This is a genomic window from Rummeliibacillus pycnus, assembly GCF_044359855.1.
Taxonomy (GTDB): domain Bacteria; phylum Bacillota; class Bacilli; order Bacillales_A; family Planococcaceae; genus Rummeliibacillus; species Rummeliibacillus pycnus_A.
Genome location: NZ_CP132291.1, coordinates 833,926 through 856,747, shown reverse-complemented (window position 1 = coordinate 856,747; position 22,822 = coordinate 833,926). Strand labels below are relative to the sequence as shown.

The 22,822-nt window shown below is 32.9% G+C and carries 23 protein-coding genes; 14 read left to right on the top strand and 9 right to left on the bottom strand.

The features are described from left to right. Positions 1-36: 36 nt before the first annotated feature. The 6 genes from Q8X41_RS04180 to Q8X41_RS04155 all read right to left on the bottom strand — a co-directional run bounded on the left by Q8X41_RS04180 (position 37) and on the right by Q8X41_RS04155 (position 5,084). On the bottom strand, positions 37-711 hold the full coding sequence (locus tag Q8X41_RS04180) for an IS3 family transposase (protein ID WP_397540197.1): 675 nt from the start codon (positions 709-711) through the stop codon (positions 37-39). Continuing rightward, positions 696-1,220 carry a helix-turn-helix domain-containing protein gene (locus Q8X41_RS04175; protein WP_397539005.1) on the bottom strand — a complete coding sequence of 175 codons (525 nt, stop codon included), beginning with the start codon at positions 1,218-1,220 and terminating at the stop codon, positions 696-698. The genes Q8X41_RS04180 and Q8X41_RS04175 overlap by 16 nt, the downstream gene beginning before the upstream one ends. A 48-nt stretch (positions 1,221-1,268) precedes the next feature. After that, positions 1,269-2,525, bottom strand: coding sequence for a DUF4179 domain-containing protein (locus Q8X41_RS04170; protein WP_397539004.1), 1,257 nt, complete (start codon positions 2,523-2,525; stop codon positions 1,269-1,271). Beyond that, positions 2,526-3,029 (bottom strand): sigma-70 family RNA polymerase sigma factor, encoded by a 504-nt coding sequence (locus tag Q8X41_RS04165; protein WP_397539003.1) that lies wholly within the window; start codon positions 3,027-3,029, stop codon positions 2,526-2,528. A 324-nt stretch (positions 3,030-3,353) separates the two neighbouring features. Beyond that, positions 3,354-3,725 carry a nucleotide excision repair endonuclease gene (locus Q8X41_RS04160; protein ID WP_397539002.1) on the bottom strand — a complete coding sequence of 124 codons (372 nt, stop codon included), beginning with the start codon at positions 3,723-3,725 and terminating at the stop codon, positions 3,354-3,356. 618 nt (positions 3,726-4,343) lie between these two features. Beyond that, the gene (locus Q8X41_RS04155; protein ID WP_397539001.1) at positions 4,344-5,084 is read right to left on the bottom strand and encodes a GTP pyrophosphokinase family protein; all 741 of its coding nucleotides are present in this window, start codon (positions 5,082-5,084) and stop codon (positions 4,344-4,346) included. A gap of 206 nt (positions 5,085-5,290) precedes the next feature. Here Q8X41_RS04155 and Q8X41_RS04150 point away from each other — a divergent pair, with 206 nt between their 5' ends. The 6 genes from Q8X41_RS04150 to Q8X41_RS04125 all read left to right on the top strand — a co-directional run bounded on the left by Q8X41_RS04150 (position 5,291) and on the right by Q8X41_RS04125 (position 9,661). Next, positions 5,291-5,464, top strand: a complete 174-nt coding sequence (locus Q8X41_RS04150) for a hypothetical protein (protein WP_397539000.1) — start codon at positions 5,291-5,293, stop codon at positions 5,462-5,464. Positions 5,465-5,804: 340 nt separating this feature from the next. After that, a complete protein-coding gene (locus tag Q8X41_RS04145; RefSeq protein ID WP_397538999.1) occupies positions 5,805-6,275 on the top strand; it encodes a hypothetical protein in 471 nt (156 codons plus the stop codon). 63 nt (positions 6,276-6,338) lie between these two features. Next, complete coding sequence (locus Q8X41_RS04140) at positions 6,339-6,524, top strand: hypothetical protein (RefSeq protein ID WP_397538998.1); 186 nt, start codon at positions 6,339-6,341, stop codon at positions 6,522-6,524. Positions 6,525-6,600: 76 nt separating this feature from the next. Further along, entirely contained in the window at positions 6,601-7,434 is an 834-nt protein-coding gene (locus Q8X41_RS04135) for a DUF2785 domain-containing protein (RefSeq protein ID WP_397538997.1), read from the top strand. Between the two features lie 87 nt (positions 7,435-7,521). Further along, a complete protein-coding gene (locus Q8X41_RS04130; RefSeq protein WP_397538996.1) occupies positions 7,522-8,712 on the top strand; it encodes an FtsW/RodA/SpoVE family cell cycle protein in 1,191 nt (396 codons plus the stop codon). Positions 8,713-9,169: 457 nt separating this feature from the next. Further along, positions 9,170-9,661 carry a DUF1572 family protein gene (locus Q8X41_RS04125; RefSeq protein ID WP_397538995.1) on the top strand — a complete coding sequence of 164 codons (492 nt, stop codon included), beginning with the start codon at positions 9,170-9,172 and terminating at the stop codon, positions 9,659-9,661. Between the two features lie 40 nt (positions 9,662-9,701). Here Q8X41_RS04125 and Q8X41_RS04120 read toward each other — a convergent pair whose 3' ends face one another. After that, positions 9,702-10,880: a cation:proton antiporter gene (locus Q8X41_RS04120; RefSeq protein WP_397538994.1), complete on the bottom strand. Its 1,179-nt coding sequence runs from the start codon at positions 10,878-10,880 to the stop codon at positions 9,702-9,704. Between the two features lie 684 nt (positions 10,881-11,564). On the opposite strand from Q8X41_RS04120, the gene Q8X41_RS04115 reads away from it, so the two are divergent. Further along, complete coding sequence (locus Q8X41_RS04115) at positions 11,565-11,714, top strand: hypothetical protein (RefSeq protein ID WP_397538993.1); 150 nt, start codon at positions 11,565-11,567, stop codon at positions 11,712-11,714. 111 nt (positions 11,715-11,825) lie between these two features. Here Q8X41_RS04115 and Q8X41_RS04110 read toward each other — a convergent pair whose 3' ends face one another. Next, on the bottom strand, positions 11,826-12,146 hold the full coding sequence (locus Q8X41_RS04110) for an AzlD domain-containing protein (RefSeq protein ID WP_397538991.1): 321 nt from the start codon (positions 12,144-12,146) through the stop codon (positions 11,826-11,828). Beyond that, complete coding sequence (locus Q8X41_RS04105; protein ID WP_397538990.1) at positions 12,143-12,874, bottom strand: AzlC family ABC transporter permease; 732 nt, start codon at positions 12,872-12,874, stop codon at positions 12,143-12,145. The genes Q8X41_RS04110 and Q8X41_RS04105 overlap by 4 nt, the downstream gene beginning before the upstream one ends. A gap of 359 nt (positions 12,875-13,233) precedes the next feature. Here Q8X41_RS04105 and Q8X41_RS04100 point away from each other — a divergent pair, with 359 nt between their 5' ends. The 7 genes from Q8X41_RS04100 to Q8X41_RS04070 all read left to right on the top strand — a co-directional run bounded on the left by Q8X41_RS04100 (position 13,234) and on the right by Q8X41_RS04070 (position 22,808). After that, positions 13,234-13,593 carry a DUF3139 domain-containing protein gene (locus tag Q8X41_RS04100; RefSeq protein WP_397538989.1) on the top strand — a complete coding sequence of 120 codons (360 nt, stop codon included), beginning with the start codon at positions 13,234-13,236 and terminating at the stop codon, positions 13,591-13,593. A gap of 361 nt (positions 13,594-13,954) precedes the next feature. Further along, on the top strand, positions 13,955-15,283 hold the full coding sequence (locus tag Q8X41_RS04095) for a M1 family metallopeptidase (RefSeq protein WP_397538988.1): 1,329 nt from the start codon (positions 13,955-13,957) through the stop codon (positions 15,281-15,283). A 540-nt stretch (positions 15,284-15,823) separates the two neighbouring features. Then, a complete protein-coding gene (locus Q8X41_RS04090; protein WP_397538987.1) occupies positions 15,824-17,362 on the top strand; it encodes a methyl-accepting chemotaxis protein in 1,539 nt (512 codons plus the stop codon). Between the two features lie 1,038 nt (positions 17,363-18,400). Further along, positions 18,401-19,858, top strand: coding sequence for an MFS transporter (locus tag Q8X41_RS04085; RefSeq protein ID WP_397538986.1), 1,458 nt, complete (start codon positions 18,401-18,403; stop codon positions 19,856-19,858). Between the two features lie 329 nt (positions 19,859-20,187). Continuing rightward, a complete protein-coding gene (locus Q8X41_RS04080) occupies positions 20,188-20,823 on the top strand; it encodes a hypothetical protein (protein ID WP_397538985.1) in 636 nt (211 codons plus the stop codon). Positions 20,824-21,295: 472 nt separating this feature from the next. Beyond that, entirely contained in the window at positions 21,296-21,802 is a 507-nt protein-coding gene (locus Q8X41_RS04075) for an RNA polymerase sigma factor (protein ID WP_397538984.1), read from the top strand. After that, complete coding sequence (locus Q8X41_RS04070; protein ID WP_397538983.1) at positions 21,789-22,808, top strand: anti sigma factor C-terminal domain-containing protein; 1,020 nt, start codon at positions 21,789-21,791, stop codon at positions 22,806-22,808. Before Q8X41_RS04075 ends, Q8X41_RS04070 begins: the two co-directional genes overlap by 14 nt. Positions 22,809-22,822: the final 14 nt, after the last annotated feature.

The following is a 22,822-nucleotide window of genomic DNA, read 5'->3' as shown; positions in this document are numbered from 1 at the left end:
ATTGGGATAGCTCCAAAATGAACTGACCCAATAAAGTTAGACAAATAGTTTAGGACAGTTGCCCTTACGGGACATACTCTGCGTAATGTGGTGTTCTTGTAGGGTCTTCTGATACTTCTTCATTTGGTAATGCCATCCTTGATCGGAATGTAGAATTACTTGATCTCCTGGTTGAAGACGATTAATAGCTTGATCTAACATCTCTCCAACAAGTCGATAAACAGGACGGCTCATCACTTTATACGCAATGATTTCACCATTACACAAATCTAACACAGGTGATAAATAACGTTTCTCTCCGAATAGATGAAATTCCGTAACGTCTGTTACCCATTTTTCATTCATTTTCTTTGCCTTAAAATCACGTTGTAATAGATTTGGTGCGATTCGACCAACGGTCCCTTTGTAAGAACGATATTTCTTTATACGTACAAGACATTTTAAGCCCATCTGATTCATTAGACTATTAATTGTTTTAGGATCGTGAGTATAACCATATTTCTTTAATTCTTTAGCTATACGACGGTAACCATAACGACCTTTATGTTCGTGGTAAATCATTTTAATTGCTTCTTTTACTTGTCCGTATTTATCAGTTTGATCTAATCGATTTTCCCAATAATAATACGTACTACGGGGAATGCCAGCGACTTTAACCAACTCCACAACGTCATATTTATGCTTTAGTTCAACTATTACTTGCGCTTTGATTTTGTTTGTAATTTTTCTTGCATTTGAACTAAAGTATTTAACTTTTTTAAGTAGGCGTTCTCCATTTCTAAACGCTTTATCTTTGCTTGTAAAGCCTCTAGCGAGCCTTCATCTGATACTACAACTTTTGATTGCATCTTATTCGATTCTTTTTTCATTGGAGGGCGCCCCTTTTTCTTTGGTTCTAGCGCATCCAGCCCCTGTGTTTTTAATAACCATTCCCATTTATAAACTGTACTTGGAGAAGAAATATTAAAATTACTCGCTGTTTCTCGAAGAGAAGCGCCTGTTTCGTTCATAAAATTAAGTACGTCTAGTTTAAACTGAACAGAGTAAGCTGTATAGTCTTTTTCAAAACCATTCATTCCTTGGGCCTCAAATAATTTTACCCAGTTGATAACTTGAGATTTGGTTGAACCAATACTTTCTGCAATCTTTTTATAACTTTCAGTTCCATTTAAATAACGTTTCACTGCGTTTAATTTTGTCTCCATTGTAAATTTAGTCATAAAAACACCCCGTAAATGTTAGTTAGTGTCTAACATTTACGGGGCAGTTCAAAAATAAATTTGAACCGGATTTTTCATTTTATTTGTATCAAATGTATAGGTAGTTTTTATATAATCTTCATTAGAAGAACTCGTACTACGTCCAATAGTAAATGTTTTATTGTTACGATCAACTGCATGAGAAAAGAATTCGTTTATGGCACTTGTATTTTTTGTTTGATAGTTTACAGCAATCGTATCTGGTGGATACAGTGTATAATCCAAATAATTGACCAAATTTGGTTTTTGGATAATTTCTTTTTTCTTGAAATCCACTACTATATATTCTTCGCCTTTTGGCAAGGCTTCAATTTTATCCATTATTAATGTTAATTTCTTTGGTCTTCTAAAATAGTTGCTTTGTATAAATAGGCTAGCATTGCCGTCAGAAAATGAACCAAATCCAGTAATACCATTCATTTTATTGCCCCATATTTCGTCATTTTCATCTATCAATTTAATAGAATTAATTCTTAAAATTTGCTGTGTATTGTTTTTATCGGAAGCTAATTGAATCTCTGCTCTTAGTGGTGAAATTTTCAACGTTTTTAAATGAATGATTTGACCATCAACGGTTACATTTTTATTTAAATTATATGTTTTAGTTGATTGAATTTTTTTCTTTAACGTAAATGGAATTGAAAACGTTGTTTGTTTTGCATCTTCAAATGAAATATGGAGTTCGAAGTTTGGGTGTTCATATGATAACGAATCCTTTGATACGATTTCTATTTTGTTTTTAATGATTTTTGTTTTAGGTCCATCTTGCCATCCGTATTCCATAGAGGCTTTTATAGGTTTCCCATTTTGTAATACTTTCACTTCTTTTGTTGTTAATTTTGAAATATCGTAGGGAGCTTCCACTTGATAGAAAAGAATCATTCCACTTTCATCCGCAACAGTACCTAGAAGCGTGAGGGTAATATTATTTTTTGTTTTGGTAATATTTAAAGTTTCAAAGTAATCTTCGCTAACTATATCTTTGACACCTTTATCATAACCAATCATTTCGACTATGGGTGCAAAGCCAGGGATCTTCTCAATTGCTTGAGCAAAAGTAGGGGATACACGAATACATGTAATAAAAAGCAACGTCAAGACGAAAACTACACTTGCTGCTGTAAAGTAATTCCGTTTTTTCCGTTTTACTAGTCGAAATTGTTGCGCTCCTTTTTTCCGAGCAACGTGTAATGCATCCCTTGGTACATCTATCTGATCGAGCTCTTGAATAAGTTTTTTCATTTGTTGGTCATTAAAATCCTTCATTTAGATTTCCTCCTTTCCAATAATCGTTCGCAATTTTTTTAAAGTCGAATGCAATCTGGATTTTACCGTACCTTCAGGAATATTCTGAAGGTGTGCGATTTCTTGATTCTTTAAGTCTTGAAAATATTTAAGATAAATTAATTCTTGCTGATCTTTTGGAAGCTGTTCGATTAAATTTGCGATTTCAAATTGCTTGTCGTCTGGTGCACTTGGTAATTCGATTGGGTCTTTGAATATAAGTTTTTCTTGTTTCTTTTTCATATCGAGACAAATATTGATAAGGATACGAACTAGCCAAGTATTGATGTAAGCAGGATTTTTTACTGTATGTATTTTTTTAAATGTACGATATGTCAATTCTTGAATGGCTTCAATTGCATCATGTTCATTTCGTAAATAAGCAAATGCCGTACGATAAAGTATTTCTTCATTTTCTTTTAATAATTCTAATATAGCTTCTTCATTGCCTGCGATTGCTCTTTTTGCAAGTTCAATTCTTATCACACTTCCACCTCCTTGTTACTTATTAGACAACTCAAATGCAGAAATCGTTCAAATTATTTTTATATTTTATATTCTATATGATTAATTTCCAAAATCTAGATGATAATGTGGGTTAAAAATAGACAAAGCAATAAACCGGATTCAAAAGGCAAATAACTACGCCATGACTTTAAATGAATGACTAAATATGAAAAAATAAGTTCTTTCTGTTTCTAGAGAATTTCCCGAGAAATAATTAACGGAATGTTCAGGTAATTAATAGGGGTTAAAAGAAAAAAGTTCTGAAGAAAATAAACTTTTCTTCAGAACTTTCAAAGTCTCTTATTAATAAAAAACTTTATCTGTATTGTACTTTGCGCGTAATGTGTTAATAGCGTATGTTTCGTAAATTTCACGTTCCATAGGATCTTCAACGATAAATGCTTCAATTTTATGAACTTCATCGCGGTGGTTTTTTAATGGAGAAACATTATCTTCGAAGTGCTTTTTTAAACGTGGGCGCATTTTACGTGCTTTACCAACGTATAGTAGTTCATTTTCTTTATTAAAGAAAAGAATAAGACCACCTTTATCACGTGGAACTTTATGGAAATCAATAAATCCGTAAATTGAAGGAATGATTGCTTCTCCTTCTTTTGGTTGTTGTTCGCGTTGGCGAATTACTACATCTGGTTTTGGCATTTCAATTTTAATCAAAAAAATTCACGTCCTCATATTCATATAGATTCCATGCTAACATAAATCTAGCAGAAAAGCCAGTATAGCTATATTATATGAAATAGAGCAGTTGTGCTAAAAGGGGAGGGTGCTTCAATGAACGAATGGCCAAAAGGTGTCGCTAAGCCAGGGATACGTGCTTTAAATTCTGCAGGATTATATTCGATTGCTGATTTATCCCGCATTAACGGGCAGTAAGACCCCCACCACAAGATTGAAAGAGAAGCGAAAAGAATGATGGGGGATAACTGCCCGTAAAAGCCCGATCAGTTCGGGCCAACAAGATGTTGGTCACTCAGGTGTTGCCACAGGACGTGGCGTTTTTAACCTGAGTTCCTATATTTCAGTGGAGATGAAGAAAACCCCACTGACGGAAGTTTCACTTTATCCAAAATCGAGGGAAAAGAATTAATGGCATTACACAGCATGGGGAAGAGGACATTAAAAGTATTGAAGAGAGTAATGGAAGAACAGGGGATTCAATTTAAATATAGCTAGAACGAAAAAAAGGAGCAGAGAATGCTCCTTTTGTTGGTTTGCATAGATCAAGAATTCGAAAGCTGCGTTTCAACTTGATGTCCAATTCACATTAAAATATTACTGTCTATAACGTAATTCTATTTTTTTAATTTCATTATAAAGTAATTTTATGGTGTCGCTTGGATCTTCAATTGTTTCTTCATCTAACTCAGCTTCTTTTAATAGCGTTACTTCGTTGTTTAACTTTTCCATTTTTTGATCCAGATGAGCAGCAACTTCTGCGGCTTCTTTTAGCTCATCCGTTAAGTGGCTAGGAACTTTTTTATTGTATTTATAGTAGATTTTATGCTCTAAACTAGCCCAGAAATCCATAGCAATTGTACGAATTTGCATTTCAACAAAGACGTATTCCTCACCGTAAGTCATAAATACAGGGATTTTAATAATGATATGAAGGCTTTGATACCCATTTGGTTTAGGATTTTCAATATAATCTTTTACTTCAATCACATCGATATCTTCTTGTGATTGAATCATATCTGCAATACGATAGATATCCGATACAAAAGAACAAATGATACGAATTCCAGAGATGTCATGAATATTTTCTTGAATGGATGGAATCGATAGGGGAAGCTTTTTCTTTTGAACTTTTTTTAGAATACTCTCTGGTGATTTCACACGTGTATTCACATGTTCGATTGGATTGTATTCATGAATAAGTTGAAATTCTTCCTGTAAAATATTAACCTTCGTTGTGATTTCAGCTAGCGCAAATTTATAAAGTAACATGCAACGAGTAACTTCTTTTCGGAACTTTTTCAATTGCACACTGTCTATCTTTTGATTGTTTTGCATCTATTTCACCCTGCCTTAATGTAATCGTTCTAAGTGCATTTTCTCAAATTTAAGAGGATATCGCATGTGAATTAATGAAAGAAATTAAAAGTATTATCTTGTACTGTTTTAATAATAGATGATCATTAAAAAATAATAAACGATAACTCGCTTCTTGACAACTTTCTCAAATCAGCTATGTTTTATATAGAAAGGAAGTTTTAAAGATGAATTTAAAAATATTTGTCCTAAGAATTATTGCCATTATTATTTTTATCATAGGAATTTATATGGTACAAGTGAAAAATGGTGCAAGTTACTATTATCTATTATCACTAGTAGCGTTTGCAGCTTTTTTCTACATCGACGATTACGCAAAAAAACAAAAGAAAAATCTTTAAAAAGCTATTCGATTGGATAGCTTTTTTTAATGAATATACGAAGAAAAAAGCTTGAGTGAACTAAAAATAACCAAGAATCAATCAGAAGTTGCCGATTATTAATTAATAATCTCCAGGACAATAAAAATACATATCGAATCATCTCAAAAAATTCAAACTAAAACCACATCTCTCTCTCCTAGAAATCGAAGCCAACAATATAATTTTTCGCCCATTACCTATTAATAACCATAAATATGGCTATTTTGTTTCAATTCAATATTTTTTTGATAATTTTAGAAAAAATAGCATTGAACGAAGGAAAGAAATACATATAATAGAGAAAGTGGAGGCGAAAAATATGGAATTGAAATTTTTGGTAGAAGATGGAGATATATTAAGATCCCCGTATTATAATGACTTTTTCTTTGAAAAAATAAAAATATTCGTAAAAACGGTGAAGTATGAAAAAAACGAGCTTTTCCATTCAGCAGTACATGGCAGCTTTTTATTGAATTTGGGCGATGCGATTATTGAACTGTTGAAAACTGGTAAAGAGCAAAGTATAAAATCTATTGGTGAACCCCATTTATATAAAATTTCCCTACAATCCGATGAAATTATTATAAAAAGTATAGAAAAACAAGAGGTCATACAGCAGTTTAATTTCTCAAGAGAAGATTTTTTAAATGCTTTAGCAATTGAAAGCAAACACTATTTGCAAAGTATAAAAAAGGTTAATCCTCGAATCGTTTTAGAAGATCAATATCAATTATTAGCAAGTTGTTATGTATATTTTGATAGTTCGCCAATAATTGAATTTAATAGTTAGATTCTTTGACCTTATCCCTATGAAATTATATAATGACAACATGAATCATAAGGAGTGGGTCTTTTGGAGAAAGAATGGACATTTATGATTGATGGAACTGAACATTTTCGTAAAACAATGGAAGAAACATGCACTCAACTACCAATTGAAAATAAAGACGGCGAAGAATACGTAACAATAAAATACAAAGATTTTAAAAAGCTTGTTGAATTTTACATGAAAGAACATTCTACAGATTTCCCATTTTAAAAGTAAACTTTGAAAAACTCATCAAACAGATGGGTTTTTAGTTTATTTACATGTCCCAATAGAAAGGAAGTTTTACTTGAAATACCAAATCCCCGATATTCTAGCAATGTCAAATGCTGAACGTAAACTATTAATAGAAGAGGATGCATCTCCTATTTTGCAAGAAATGCTAATACATATAGGACACACGGATGAAACAATTCGTGATCATCAAAATTTACGATTATTTTTGGAATTCATACAGTACGATTTATTGTCCTTATCAGATAAACAGTATTTAGTTTCGCAATTAACACAAACCTCATACTTTTACTTTAATATTGGAGAAAAGGACACAGATTCGATTTTCCAACGTGCTTTGACTGCTTTGTGGCTTACTTACTTAATCAGAAGTGATGCCGGACAAGCATTCTTAACGAAAAACCAATTTGATGAAATATTGGGGCTTTCCACTCGCTATTTATCAAAAGAGAAGGATACAAGAGGTTATATTGAAGGAAAAGGGTGGGCATATGGCATTGCTAATGGGGCAGATCTAGAACTTGCACTGATTCAAAATCCTAAATTTGATATACATGACGCTGCACCGATTTTGCAAAGCATTCGAGATTGTTTCTGGAAAGGAACAGTTTATGTTGATGATGAAGAAGAGCGATTTGTGGAGATCATTGAAGCACTTATTCGCAAAGGAATAGATGAAAAGCTACTTATTGAATGGGTGGAACAAGTCTTTGACTCCTTAGAATATAGTAAGCAAAGTAGCGGCTACAGTCCGTTATTTTTAAAAGCGAGAACCCAAACTCTTCATTTTATGAAAACCTTTTATTTCGCATTGAAATTCAGACAAATAATGCCAGAGTTACAAGGTGTTGTTTCACATTTCATCGGGCAATGGATGAAAATTAGATAATAAAAAAAGAAAGTTTTAAACAAAACTTTCTTTTTTTATGCAACAATTTAATAATTGGTTCGTCTACCTAATTATGGATGTGATAAGATGAAATTTGGAAAAATAGATGCAAATATTGTGGGTCTTATCCTTTTATTTGCAATTATTAGTTGTTTATTTATATACTCGAGCAGCTCTGTATTCAATCAATATTCTGGAGCATTTATATGGAAACAATTAATATTTTATTTAATAGGTATTGCATTGATGTATTTGATTTCGCGAATGGATCTCAGTCAACTAAAGAAGATTGCTTGGCCATTTTATTGGGTTGTCATTTTTTTATTAGTTGTCTTAATATTTGCTCCCGAAAGTATTGCGAGACCAATAAATGAAGCAAAGTGTTGGTATCAAATTCCGTTTATAGGAACATTTCAACCTTCCGAGTTTTTAAAATTCGCATTGATCCTAGTTGTCAGTTTGTCGATTACAGAGCATCATAGAAAATGGCAATCTCAAACTATTGGTTCAGATTTGTGGCTGTTATTGAAGATTGCAGGAATTACGTTACCTCCAATGCTTATTGTTTATAAACAACCCGATACAGGTATGATCATGTTGTATGCTGCATTACTGATTGCTATGATATTATTTTCCGGTATACATAAGAGCATTCTGTTCATTTTAACCATTATTCCTTCAGTAATGGTGACAGCATTAATTATTATCTACATTAATTACCAAAGATTTTTCAATAATCAAATATTAGGTAAACTATCATCGCATCAAATTTCTCGAATCAATGGGTGGTTAAAGCCTTTTGAATATGGTGATTCATCGTTTCAAACGAGAAAAGGCATATTAGCAATTGGATCAGGGTTAAAGACGGGAAAAGGTTATCTCGGTAATGATGTTTATATCCCAGAAAAACACACGGATTTTATCTTTGCTGCAATTGCTGAAGAAATGGGTTTTGTTGGAGGTGCAGCGATAGTAATACTTTTCTTTTTACTAATTTATCGTATTGTCATGATTACTATACATGCAGATCAACATCTAACAACATTAATGGGAGTAGGAATTATTGGTTTATTGGCATTCCAAATTTTCCAAAATATCGGTATGACAATGGGATTGTTACCAGTTACAGGCGTTACATTACCATTCTTAAGCTACGGGGGAAGCTCATTATTATCGAATTTTATGTTATTAGGAATCGTGTTAGTTATTAAAAACTCTTATGATGGATATATGTTCAAAACTAGATATGGAGAAGATAGCTATGAATTCAAAAATTAATAGTAGAATGCGTTTCTTATTTATTATTTTTACGATTTTGTTAGTTATTTTAATGGTAAGATTAGGCACACTCATGTTATAAAAAGAGTAGTTCATTTAAATTGATATTGATTTTATAATTCAGGTATTTAATAAAATACACAACATTAAATGGGATATTGTTTTATGCCATATCTATTAGAACTTTGTCTAAGAAGCGGAAGATGGCGAGTCCTCGAAAATGCATTCGCATTTCCTTCGTGCGATGTTAACTCAGGGAGGTACATTCAAAGTCCTGCGGGAAAGCGAGACAGGTGAGACCCCACAGTGAAGTACGGTACGTACTTCCGAGGAGGCTCAACGCTCGCCCACGGAAAGCGCCATCTGGAGCGGCTTACTAAGTATGTTCGTATTTTTTAGCTAGAAAAGCATTTATGAAATTGACTCATTTGATTAAATAAAGAAAGAAGTTGAAGATATGATTGAAAAGTTATTTAAAGAATCTATTTTGCAACGTTTTACTGAAGTAAAAAAACAAGGGGATGGTACAATTTCACAATTATCAATTGAAGAAATGCAATGGATTCCAAATTCAGAATCGAATAGTATTGCCATTCTAGTGAAACATATTTGTGGAAATATCAATTCAAGAAGTACAGATTTCCTTACAACTGATGGTGAGAAGATTTCAAGAAATAGAGATGATGAATTTGTAGATGACTCCGATTCAAAAGAAGACCTTATAGCGTCTTGGGAAAAATCATGGAATTTGTTATTTCAAACGATTGATCAGTTATCACCTGCAGATTTCGAAAAAAATGTGCGATTAAAAGGGAAAGAAATATCAGTTGTTGAGGCATTGCATAGACAATTAGCACATTATTCAACACATGTAGGGCAAGTGATGTATATTGGTAAACTGATTAAAAAAGAACAATGGAAAACCTTAAGTATACCGAAAAAGGCATAAAGAAAAGCTCGTTTCAAGTTATTGAAACGAGCTTTTACCTTTAGTGAGTTGCATGTGCTTGTTTGGCAGCATGTTGGTCTTTTTTGGTGATACATATTTTTAATAATGGTGGTGTTACAACCGTTGTAAAGACAACCGCGATGATCATTGGAGTGTAATATTCTTGAGAGAATAATCCATGAGTGAAACCAATAGAAGAAGTAATTAATGCAACTTCGCCTCGAGATACCATTGCTGTACCAATTAATGTGGAAGATAGCATATTAAATCCTGTAATTTTCGCACCAAATCCTGCGCCAATAACTTTCGTAAGAACAGACACTACACATAAAATGATAATCAGCCAAATATGATCTCCGATTCCATTAAATGTAACGGATAGACCAATACTTGTAAAGAATACTGGAATGAAGATTACACTAACTGAAGGTAATAGTTTGTCTTCGAATTGTTCGCGATGTTTGTCATTTGCAAGAGATAGACCCGCAAAGAATGCACCGATAATATTACTGATTCCCATAAACTCAGCAAAATAAGCATATGAAAAGCAAAGAACTACAGCAAATACCATTGAAAGATCAGGGATTTTAAATTTATCAATTGTTTTTGAAATAGCAGGGACAACCTTCCAGTTACAAATAACGATGGCTGCAAAGAAAGCCACTTGTTTCAACAACACTATTGGTATCGAAGTATCCCCACCTACAGTAATACTCATAACAATCGCAAGTAAGATTAAACCAATAATATCATCCGCAATTGCAGCTCCAAGGACAGTTGCGCTTTCCCGAGTATTCATCTGACCAAGTTCGCGGAATGTTTGAACAGAAATACTAACAGAAGTAGCTGTTAAAACGATCCCTAAAAACAATGAATGTGATGGATCCATTCCAAATCCAATCCCAACTAAATATCCTCCAATAAGAGGAAGAACCACACCAAATGAGGCAACAGTTAAGGCTGACTTTAAATTCAATGTTAAATCTTTAAGATTAGTTTCAAGACCTGCAAAGAACATAAGGAAGATTACCCCAAGTTCACTAAAGGTATGTATTAAATCATCTTTACCGTTACTCTCTACAAGCCCCAAAATAGCAGGACCGATTATAATCCCTACTATAATTTCACCTAGAACACTAGGTTGTCCAAATTTTGTAGCTATATATCCGGCAATTTTAGTTGCTAAGATGATAATAACTAGCTGAATAAGTAACTCCATAAGTACGCCCTCCAATAGCACAAAAGAAAAGAATTTTAAACATTCTAACAATTCAGAACCCTGCAATACCATTCATTATATATATAATTATGGACACTAACCCTTTTCTCTAAACAGTATGTCTCTATGATAACACATTTTTAAGTGATAGTTATATAAAACTACTAAATATTATAGTAATAGATGTTTTTTTACAAAAAATCTTTTAAATAATTCATATTAAATATACGAACAATTATGATATCCAATTTTTAAATTGTGGAGAGAAAGACGGAGAGTCCTCTACATGCATTCGCATTTCCTTCGTGCGATGTTAATTCAGTGAAGTTCATTCAATGTTCTGTGGAAAAACGAGCTAGACGAGACCCCGGAGCGAGATATTCTCTGCGACGAAGCTAGCGAAGCGATGCAGGAGCAAAATCTTTTCTGCGACGAGTAACCGCAGGAGCACAAGCGAGGAGGCTCGTTAGTTCGCCCACGGAAAACGGAGCTATTTCCACTTCATTCAATAGCATATATATACTATTTGTGAAATTGACTCATGGATATTGAATTTTGGAATATTTTTTAGTTTAGATATAAAAAGAAAACAATTTATAGAATAATCTGCATACAATACATGGAAAACCATTTCAAATCATTTTCTCAATTATTCTTCTGTCCAGATGTACAGGGGGGGGCTAGATGAAGTTTGGAAATAAGAAACAAATTCAAAAGCTTTATCGAGAACAAATTCGTAATAAAAGAGAGAAAGAAATAAGCTTCATTGAAATGATTTTCATGATTCTTATGGTTGCTATTCTGATCTTTATAAACCACTCTTACATGGGATAAGAGATAAAAGGGGCTAATTCAAAAGTTTTACCACTTAAGAACTAGCCCCTCTTCTATGAAAAAAATTTATGCTTAGAGTATCAACTCAGATGAGTACTTTCTCAAGCCTTCTTATAAAAGATACCGAATAGCAGCCATTGAAATGACACCTACCACTACAGTAGTTGATAAGCTTTTGGTCCATATTGCAACAATTAGAGTCGGTATAAATGCAGCAAAAACTGGCCAATCGAGTGTGACAAATGATTGATCTGTATTCAGTAAATTTTCAACAACTAAAGCACTTAAAATACAAATAGGTATAAATGACAACCATTTTAGTACGATATCCGGCAATTTTACGTTACGGACAAAGATAAACGGAATGATTCTTGGTAACCATGTCACAAGTGCACAACCGACAATAATCCAAATAATCGTATTCGTGCTCATCGATCAATCACCACCCCAATTGTAGCTACAACAACTGTTGAAATAAGTACTGCTAAATGTGAGGGCATAAAGTAAGAAAAGATATACATACATAAAGCAATTAATCCGATTAGCAATAAATTCTTTGCAAGCTTTGATTTACCAACACTTTGAAGTTGTAGTACAAGCAATGCAACAAACATTGCTGTCAGTGCAAAGTCGAGACCCCATTTTTCAGGATTTGCAACCCATTGGCCTAAAAAAGCTCCAGCAATACATGAAGTAATCCAGACTAAATAAGCAGTTAAGTTTAATCCATCCATCCATTTACCACTTAACTTTTTCGTTTGCATTAATTTTGTCACCGCTACCCCAAATGTCTCATCAGTAAGTAACGTACCGAAACCAATATTTCTCAATAAAGAATACTTTGTGAAGTGTGGTGCTAGCGTTAAACTCATCAAAAAATGGCGCAGATTCACTATGAATATCGTTAATATGATTGCTGAAGGAGGGCTATTCGTAATGATTAAAGCACAAAAAATAAACTGAGCAGAACCTGCATAAACTAGCACTGTTAAAAGAGCGATTTCAAACAAGCTTAATCCAGATGCTGAACCAACAACGCCAAATGCTAATCCTATACTTATGTATCCTAATAATGTCGGTATACAATCTTTAATACCTTGAAGGAATGAATCATCCTCATGAAATCTAACTTTATCGACCGTTTCCGTAGGCGTATTCAAATAAATCACCTCGTGCAAAATTATATTCTAATAAGAATACACTAATATTAATGGAATTTACAGTACTTTCAGATAAATCGAGATAAAACTAATATTTTTTGAGGTTTACTTACAGGCTAAATAAAATTTTTCAAATCATCTATCGATAATTGACTAACATAATATATTTTACATTCTTTTAGGAGAGATATTTGAAAACTTAATAAATACATGTAGAAGGAGAATTAAAAATTCATGATTAAAAAATTTTTTATTAACGAAAAATGAAATAACAAAAATCAAATCCTTTGATAAAACCAATACACAATTTAATCCAAGTCATGTGATTTAAAACTCTTATTAAGTTGGAAGGTGGACAGATGGCGTTAAAAAGAAAAATAAAGATCCTAATAGCTATTGTCCTATTAATCGTTATCGCAACTCCAATTTATTTTCATTATGAAAAAATAGAAAAATACGAAGATACATTAGATTATTTAATGAACGATCGAGAGTATTACGAAAGTGATATGGAAAGTATTACTGTTAAACACACACTCTCTGGAATTTGGTTACCCTATAAGAATGAATGGGCAGTACAAGTGGTGTTTAATGATGAGCCGGAAGCCAAATATTTCTACAATGTAATTGATGGAAGAGTCATTCAAATAGGTTGGTCAGGCAGTACCGAAAATAATATTTATATGCATTCTGAAAGTGTGGAATGTATCCCGCAATAATAATTTTTATAAGGAAGGTAACAACCTTTAGAGGGATGTTGCCTTCCTTTTTTAAGCTATTTGTAAGAGATTTACGAATTTAAATGAATACGAATGTTATCATCTGTGCATGTAATCTTTTCATCTAAATCTCATTTTTTCTCTTTAATATCGAAGTATACCATATATTGTAAAGTATATTATTTATGAGTTGAAGGTTCTATTATGCATTATAAAGAATAGATAATATATTAAGTTTGAATTCAATCTATTAAGGGGTGTTCTTATTAAAAAAATAGTCTTCATCAGCATAATAATTATTGTGATATTTTCTATCAGGATTATTAGTGAAATTGAAAATGAGAAGATTCCGAGCATTTCAATGAATAGTCATAAAAAAGAGGAGTTTATACCAAAAAGTAAAGCTGCTGGTAGTGAAGCAAAATATAAAATTAGCTTGGAGATGGACAAGAAAGGAAAATTCAGGATTAATTCAACTACCCTAATTAAAAATATATCGACTGATGATTGGAAAGAACTGGTATTTTATTTTATACCTAATATCTTTACGAAATCGAATTCTCCACAATTAGCTACTCCATCATATGTAAGTATCAAAAGTATTAAAGTTGATGGAAAGAAAGCGAAATTTAGCTTAGACAAGGATACATTGAAAATAAAATTGAGTAATGAATTGCAGCCAAATCATGAAGTAATAATTAACGTTCAATATGATTTCACTCTTCCGAAAAGAGGTTTGCGATTTACGGCAAATGAAAATAATTATTTTTTAGCACAATGGTATCCAATGATTGCAACCTATAGAGATCATAAGTGGAATAAGGAAGATTACAGAATGAGAGGCGAAACGTATCATACAGCATTTAGTGATTTTGAAATTCAATACAAACTATCCAATAATTTAACGATCATTTCGTCAAGTGATGATGATACGTATCCAAGTGAAAAATCAGGCATATTAATTGGGAACGACATAAAGGATTTTTATATAGCCTTATTGAAGGATCCAAATGTTATTGAAAAAAAGATTGGTGATATTACGATAAGAGTATTTGGTGTTGATGATAGAAAAGATTTTCATAATGACATTTTGGAAGTGGCAAGTGATGCTCTTAAATACTTTCAAAATACAATAGGACCTTATCCGAATAAGCAATTAGATATTATATTAGATGAATTAGGAATGGAATATCCTGGCGTTGTAACGGCAAACTCTATATATGGGAGTGCTCCTGTGAATGAAGATTCTCTAAAGAGCATGGTTGTTCATGAAATTGCTCATCAATGGTTTTATGGTGTAATTAGTAACGATCCTTATCATGATGCTTGGTTAGATGAAGGGATAGCGAGCTTTGCATCGAGGTTGTTTTATGCACAGTACCAGGGAAAAGAAATTACTGTAAACGAGGAGTTATATAAAGACTTTACATTGCCCGTCAACCTCTCATTAGATGAGTACTCGCCTAAAGAACAAAGTACTTATATTTATGGAAAATCTCAAGAAATGTTATTCAAGGTTTTTCAAGAAAATAAAGCAGAACAACAAGCGGAAGATTTTCTAGGGGAATACTATGAAAATTATAAATATAAGGAAATCGATACGAATGAATTTATTAGATTTTTGAAAGATTATCTAAATTTAAATAACGATGCTGAATTCAAAGGGTGGATTAAAATGGATAAGGGATAAGTAATATGGTGGACTAATGCCTTTAATAAACGAACTGAAAGGAAACGGCAACTCCTAATGAACTAACCAGTGTTTTGAATAAACAGTGTGAAGATAAATAAAAAATAGGCTAGAATCCACTAAAGCAGGGACCTAGCCAATTTTTTAAACCTACCAGCATTTCGTCTTGCCAGATACATTCTAAAAGTATTGAACGTGTGTATTGGAACAAAAACCCAGTAGAGTATATCTACTGGGTTTTTTGTCTGAATGGTCTGCTTTTATGTAGCTATGCTTGTTATCGATATTAGAGGCAGAATTTGAGATAGGGAAGAAGGCACATGGGGAGGTACTCCTCTATTTGTATCGCAAAATCTTTGTAGCTCTAAGGCTGCGGTTGATAAGATTGGCTCATATACATATGAATTTCAGAATTTGTTTAGTGTGAACTGGTAGAATGTTACTAAGTCTTTTGTAATTGGAAATAGTTGTGATTTTGCCAATTAATACGATAGCATTGGCTGTTTTATATTTTGAGATTTTAAAGGAGAAGAGTATCCAATGATTAAACAAGATAAAAATCGTATAATGCTTATACTATCCTTAGGGGTTGTTGGCTTATCAATATTGATTCATTTACTACATAGGTCGTTCCATCTATTTAGCGATTATTTAATTTTAAATAACATCAATGCATTACCGGATAACTTGCATTTAGTGTTAAATGTAATATTAATTGTTCCAATATTATTAGGACTGGTTTCTGTTTTTATATGGCTGAAAGGAGAAGCATTAAATAAATACCTTCCAATTCTTAATACATTAACCTTAACGTTTGGCAGTATTTCCATTATTGCTGGTGGAAATGGTATGGTCGAATATCATTTTTCTATCTTTATGGTTATAGCAATAATAGCCTTTTATGAATCTGTTAATCTTATCTTAGTTAGTACGGTTATTTTTGCTATACAGCATTTTGTTGGCTATTTCGTTGCCCCAGAATTACTTTGTGGGATGCACAATTATGAATTTGGACTTTTATTGATTCATGCCATTTTTCTAATTTTTGCAAGTGGGGCAACAATAATACAAATTCTTGCAAAAAAGGCATACACAATGAAGCTAGAAAAAGAAAATGAAATGCAGGAGAAAGAATTAAAGCAAATTTTATCTAATTTAGCTGGTACATCAAAAGAAGTTGTTAATACTTCGAAAATTTTAGCAGAAAACGTAGATCAGACAATAATCGAAAGCAATCATATTACTGAAACAATGCAACAAGTTGCAGAAGGTACACAGCAACAGTCAGTAACGACAAAAGAAAGTTCAGATGCAATGAATGAGATGTCTACAGGTATTCAAAGAGTAGCTGAATCAGCAAATGTAATTTCAGAACAATCTCAATCGTCAGTTCAAGTAGCAAAAGAAGGCGAAGAAACAGTTGAATTGGCTGTGGAACAAATGAAATTTATAAGTAAATCTGTAAAACAGCTTTCAGATACAATAATGATGTTAGGAAAAAGAACGCAACGGATCGATGACATTGTACACGCTATTACTGCAATTTCTGAGCAAACAAATCTTCTAGCTTTAAATGCAGCGATAGAGGCGGCGAGAGCAGGGGAACATGGAAAAGGTTTTGCGGTAGTTGCCGATGAGGTGAGAAACTTAGCTGAACAGTCGCAAAGTTCTGCTAAAGAAATAACTCAGCTTATTAGTGAGATACATTTCGATACAAATGCGGCAGTTGAAGCTATGAATGTAGGTATCAAGGATGTTAGTGTTGGACTCGGAGTTGTACAGAAAGCAGGTGAATCCTTCACTAATATCGTGAAAGCTTCAGAAATCATTGCTGTTCAAATTGAAGAGATGTCTTCTGTTGCAGAGCAAATGTCTGCAAGTAGTCAACAAGTATCTGCTTCTGTTGAAGAAGTTTCCCAAATTGCTGATACTACTGCATCCAATACGAAAACTGCGGCCCATTCAACTGAAGAACAGTTAAAGGTAATTAAAGGAATATCAGATGTTTCAAATACTTTAAATGGGTTGGCTGAGGAGCTACAACAATTGATTATTAAGTTCTCGCATCAAGAGCAGTGATGTTAGTATAATTCGTACAATTATTTTTTCATTGATTTAGAAATAGTATTAATAAACTTTTTGTAAGAACAAATGTTTGGTATGGTATATTAGATAGCTGATACTCAAGGGTGGTTGGCTCCTAAGAAAAAGGAGCGCATACTAAATTCACCGCGTCCTGCGGTAACGTCTGCATGACCCACATCGTGTGGGCCCTGGGGTGATGCCATGGCAGTATTTGAAGCATTAATGTTTGCAATCGCGTTTGCAACGTTAGTCATAGTAATTCTGTCATTTAATCATAAAAAATAACCCATCCTTGAGTTAGGCCTCTGTGTGATGGGGTATTTTAACCAATATAGAGCAAATCCCCTTAAAGGAATCAACTATCGATATGACCGTTCGATGCACCAACATCGGCGGTCTTTTTAATTTATGCTTTTAATAACTTTAGGTACGTTGGGGATGAGCTATTTTCAGGTTAAACATATTTGTGGATATTGTGATAGTAGGTATCCAAATACAATTATGATCTATAAATATTAAGAACAATCTATTTTGGGTTTCGATGTGTAGTTTTGTAAATGACGCTTGATTTAATATAACTTCATCTGTTCAGAATTAGAGCCTTTCATACTATTATTAAACATGATTTTTAGTTTTCGATTAACCAATTCAAGTATTGATACATTAAAAGATAGACTAATGAAATGACATCAAATATTAAATAAAATTGAATCAAAAATACTTAAAATCTATTAGTAAATGACACTTTTATCTAAGATTATTTTTCTCTTTAAAGGGCTTGAAATTATACTAAATATTTGTGGCTCTTTGCCGATTAGTTGACATAATACAACTAAACTATATATACTTAGAGTGTAAAAATTTTTACTCCACATTAAAAACCTCAGGTATTCAATACGTCGACAACAAAATAATTTGGGCTTTTAAAAGATTAAATTGTTGTTTTTTCCGCTATTTTATTATCCAACAATGTTTTTCAAATCTTTTGCAGTCCTCGAAAATAGCAAACCATTAAAGGAGCTGTTCTAGAGTATGCAACAAAACAATTTAGAAATTGAACCTCAAGATATTAATATAGTAAGTTCAAAGAAAGCACGAAAGGCTGTCGTCGCCACAAGTATCGGTAATGCAATGGAATGGTTTGACTTTGGTCTTTATGCATATTTAGCTGTTATTTTAAGTCAGCAATTCTTTGCTGGCGTCGATAACAGTGGACTTCAACTAGTCTTTACATTCGGTACATTTGCTGCCGCCTTCTTAGTACGACCTCTTGGCGGTATATTCTTTGCTAAAATCGGTGATAAACACGGTCGAAAAATAGTGTTAAGTACAACGATTATTTTGATGGCTGTTTCGACTTTATTAATCGGTTTACTTCCAACGTACCAACAAATTGGCGTTTGGGCACCAATTCTATTATTGGCTGCTCGTATGATTCAAGGTTTCTCAACAGGTGGTGAATATTCAGGTGCGATGGTTTATATCGCTGAATCTTCTCCAGACAAGAAACGCGGTACACTTGGTAGTGGATTAGAAATTGGTACATTAGCTGGTTTCATAGCCGCTTCTGCTTTAGTAACGATTTTAACTTTTGCATTATCAGATGCACAAATGCACGCTTGGGGCTGGCGTATTCCATTCCTAATCGCTGCACCAATCGGTCTTGTCGGCCTATATTTACGTCGCCATTTAGATGAATCACCTGTTTTTGAAGAAATGGAACAGGCGCAACAAGAAGGTGAGGAAGAACCACTTACATTTAAAGAAATCTTAAAACATTATAAAAAAGATTTAATTTTAAGTGTTGTGATCGTCGCGTTCTTTAATATTACAAACTATATGGTATTGTCGTATATGCCATCTTACTTAACAGAAGTATTAGGTGTAGATGATACAACAAGCTTAATTATTCTACTAATTGTTATGGCACTAATGATCCCATTAGCGTTGTTTGCTGGTCGACTTTCTGACAAACATGGTAACAAGCGGATCGTTCAAATAGGCTTAATTGGTTTAACATTCTTATCAATTCCAGCCTTTATGTTAATTGGGAATGGACATGTTGGTTTTATTTTTGCTGGTGTCTTCTTACTTGGTTTCTTATTAAGTTTCTATGAAGGGACACTTCCTTCTCTATTACCAAGTCTGTTCTTTTCAGACGTTCGTTATCGTGCCTTAGCTTTAACATTTAACGTTTCTGTTTCGATTTTCGGTGGTACAACACCACTTGTAGCATCATATTTAGTACACGTCACAGGTGATCCACTAGCACCAGCATATTACTTAGCTGCTATAAGTGTTATCGGCTTAATCGTCTTCAGTCTACTATTCGTTCAAACTTCAGGTCGTGCTTTAAAAGGTTCGTACCCTACAGTCGAAACGAAAAAAGAAGTTCGTGAAGTCATGAAACAGGATCCAGAAGAAGCTCTTTGGTGGCACGAAGAGTTACCGATTTTAAAAGAATCTTCTCAAACAAAAGAATCAATGTGATTTTTTCATATAAATAGATAGTTAAAAAAAGATTTTCTTTTTACTAGTTTGAAAATAAATTAGATAGAGTGAAATAGAAAGAGCGCTCCTTTGCCTTTGAATTTGGTTTGATAGCCATTTTTTATAAAAGCGAAAGGAGCGCTTTACTTATATTGCAAAAAATTAATATTCGTATATGTCTAATTCTATAGTTATAGATTACATATTTCTTTCATAAACTTTGTATTATAGAATGCCAATGATGTGGAATATTCACAGTGTAAAATGCGCTTGTAATGACATATAATTTTTGTTACAAAGGTTGTGTAAAATATGATAATTAATAAAAAATGTTATATATAGCAATTATTCTTTATGTTTCAGTATTAATATTGAACTTGCCTTTTCCAAACGAAAATCCTTTAGGGGAGACGATTGCGTCAAAATTGAATCTACCAGTTCGCGCTGCCAATGGACTCTTATATGTGGGAATTATTTCATTGTTCTTATTGTTAGCAAGTTTATTTCTCCTTAGCAATTCGATCAGTAAATATCACGTTCGTACAACATTGATTGCAATTATGGCCGTCATTTTTGCACCATCAATGATAGTCAGTTCATATCAAAAAACATTTGCAACAGGTATTTACGCAGTATCCTATGAAAGAAAATTAAGTAGTTGTAATTTCAATATGATCAATAAAAAAACTTTACATGGAGAATGTAAGCTTCCTTTTAAAAATTATAGTAGCAATGATGTCAAATTCAGTATTGAGTTTTATGAAAAATATGATGATGACGTACATACGGTAACACTTATGAACAACAATGGTCCTTATGAAGTAGAGTTAAAAGGGAATCAGAGAAAATCTGAGTATATTGAGACGAATATAGATGTATCAAAGATAAAGAATCACATAGAAGGTGGTAGTGAGATGGGGGTAAATATTATCCTGAAATCAGAAAGTAAAATGCGAAAATTATAATTTTGTGATGTTAGATAGATAAAATCCGAGATAATGAAAATGATTAGTAGTAAAAAGGGCTGTATAAAAGGTCTTATTCCATTTTACAAATCAAGATTAAACAACTATGGTTGGATTGGAGTGGAAGGTGACGATTCCTACTGGTTAAGCGTGAGCCTTGAGTTCGCGGACGTAGAAAAGTGAAGGAGGAAGCTCAAGCACGCTCACGGAAAGCGTTCACCTGAAATGGAAAACTATTTGCAAACATCAAAAAAAGTACAATTCAATTTTTGAATTGTACTTTTTTCTTTTAGGATAACCCCTTTTATTTATAGTAGTTCTCTTAAACTGCTATTTTTATTTAAACTATTAGGTGAAGAATAAGCATTTTAGAAGAAAATTTTTCAAAAGTTGTATACTTTTTACATTAGAATTGTTATATAGATGAGTGATCACTATTTACAAAAACGGATATTCAAAAGTTGTTGAAGTTTTGAAATATGAATGGGAACAATTACTTCTTGAACATGCAAAAATTATTTTTAAATATTTGATTAAAATAGGGGCTGCTAAAGAAGATGCAGAAGATATTACGCAAGAAACGATTATAAAAGCAATTGAATGTCTCCAACAAATTAAAGCAGATAAAATGAGGGCTTGGATGTTTAAGGTGGCGATTCATCGTTATTATTCTCTTTATAACAAAAGTAAATTAGTTGTTAAGTTAGAAGATGATGATTTAGAACTTTTAATGCCTATTCTTGATCATGTAGAAAGTGATTTATTGACTAAAGAGAAAGCAAATGAATTGGCTGAAGTACTACAGGAACTTCAGCAGACCTATCAGCAACTACTCATTTTAAAGTATTATATGGAACTTTCGTATAAAGAAATCGGTGAGATTCTTAGTGTCAAAGAAACGCATGTAAAGACGTATTTACAACGTGCTCGCAAAAATTTCAAAAAGATTTGGGAGGATAAAGGATATGAGCAAAGATAAGATAGATGATATTTTTGATGTAACGAAAATGGAAAAAACGATAAAAAAAGCAAAGCGACGTGCCAATTGGAAGAACGTATTAATTACGCTTATAGTTCTAATTGTCGTCATAGGCGTAGGTTTAATTGGAAATAGGGAAATTAACTATTGGTTAGAAACGCCAGTACTGATATCTTCTGATGACTTTCATGAAATATCAGCACCAGATGAATTTATTGGAAAACTTGAACGTTATCAAGGAATATTAGGCGGGGAAAATCATTATACAACATATAAAATGATTGAAGGGAAAGTCGTTTATACAGGACAAGAGAAGTATGGATTTGGATTATTTCGTGATGAATACTTAAATCGAATATCGATGGAGTCTCCCAGCATACTTGGTGATAGTTATACTGAAGATGAATTACAAAAACAGCACTATAACGAACTAGGACAACTTGAAATGGTTTTTTTCTATCCTTTTTTACAATATAAGACATATCGTAATGATTTAGCATTGCTTGATCATATTGGGAAAGACAAGGTAATGGAAATCGCCCTATCTTTTGACCGAGGATATACATTTAAAGAGGTACAGTCATTAATACCTAGTAAAATGACACTTACTTGGCTTTGGGTGGATGATGTCAATGAAGATAAAGATAACTTTAAATTTAAAAAGTTTGATGAAAAAAATGATAAAGTAATCGAATCAGAAAATGCTCTTCGTTCGGAAAAGACCGTCTATGGGATATCCTTACTCAATGAAAATGGCGATACAAAAGAAGAACCTGTGCAAAGTTTTATTAGTGCAATAGAATCAGGGGAACAATATAAAACAAGATGGCAAGGGGAATTTAAACGCTTAGATGAGACGTTAAGTGGGAAAGACGGTCAGTTAACAAAAGATGATTTACGCTACTACGGTGCGGTTGTAACAGGAGACGCTAAAATTTTAGCCCGACTAAAAGGTCTACCATTTATAAAAGCAACATCAATAGGAGTTATTACAGATAGATACTAATAAAAAGCAAATGA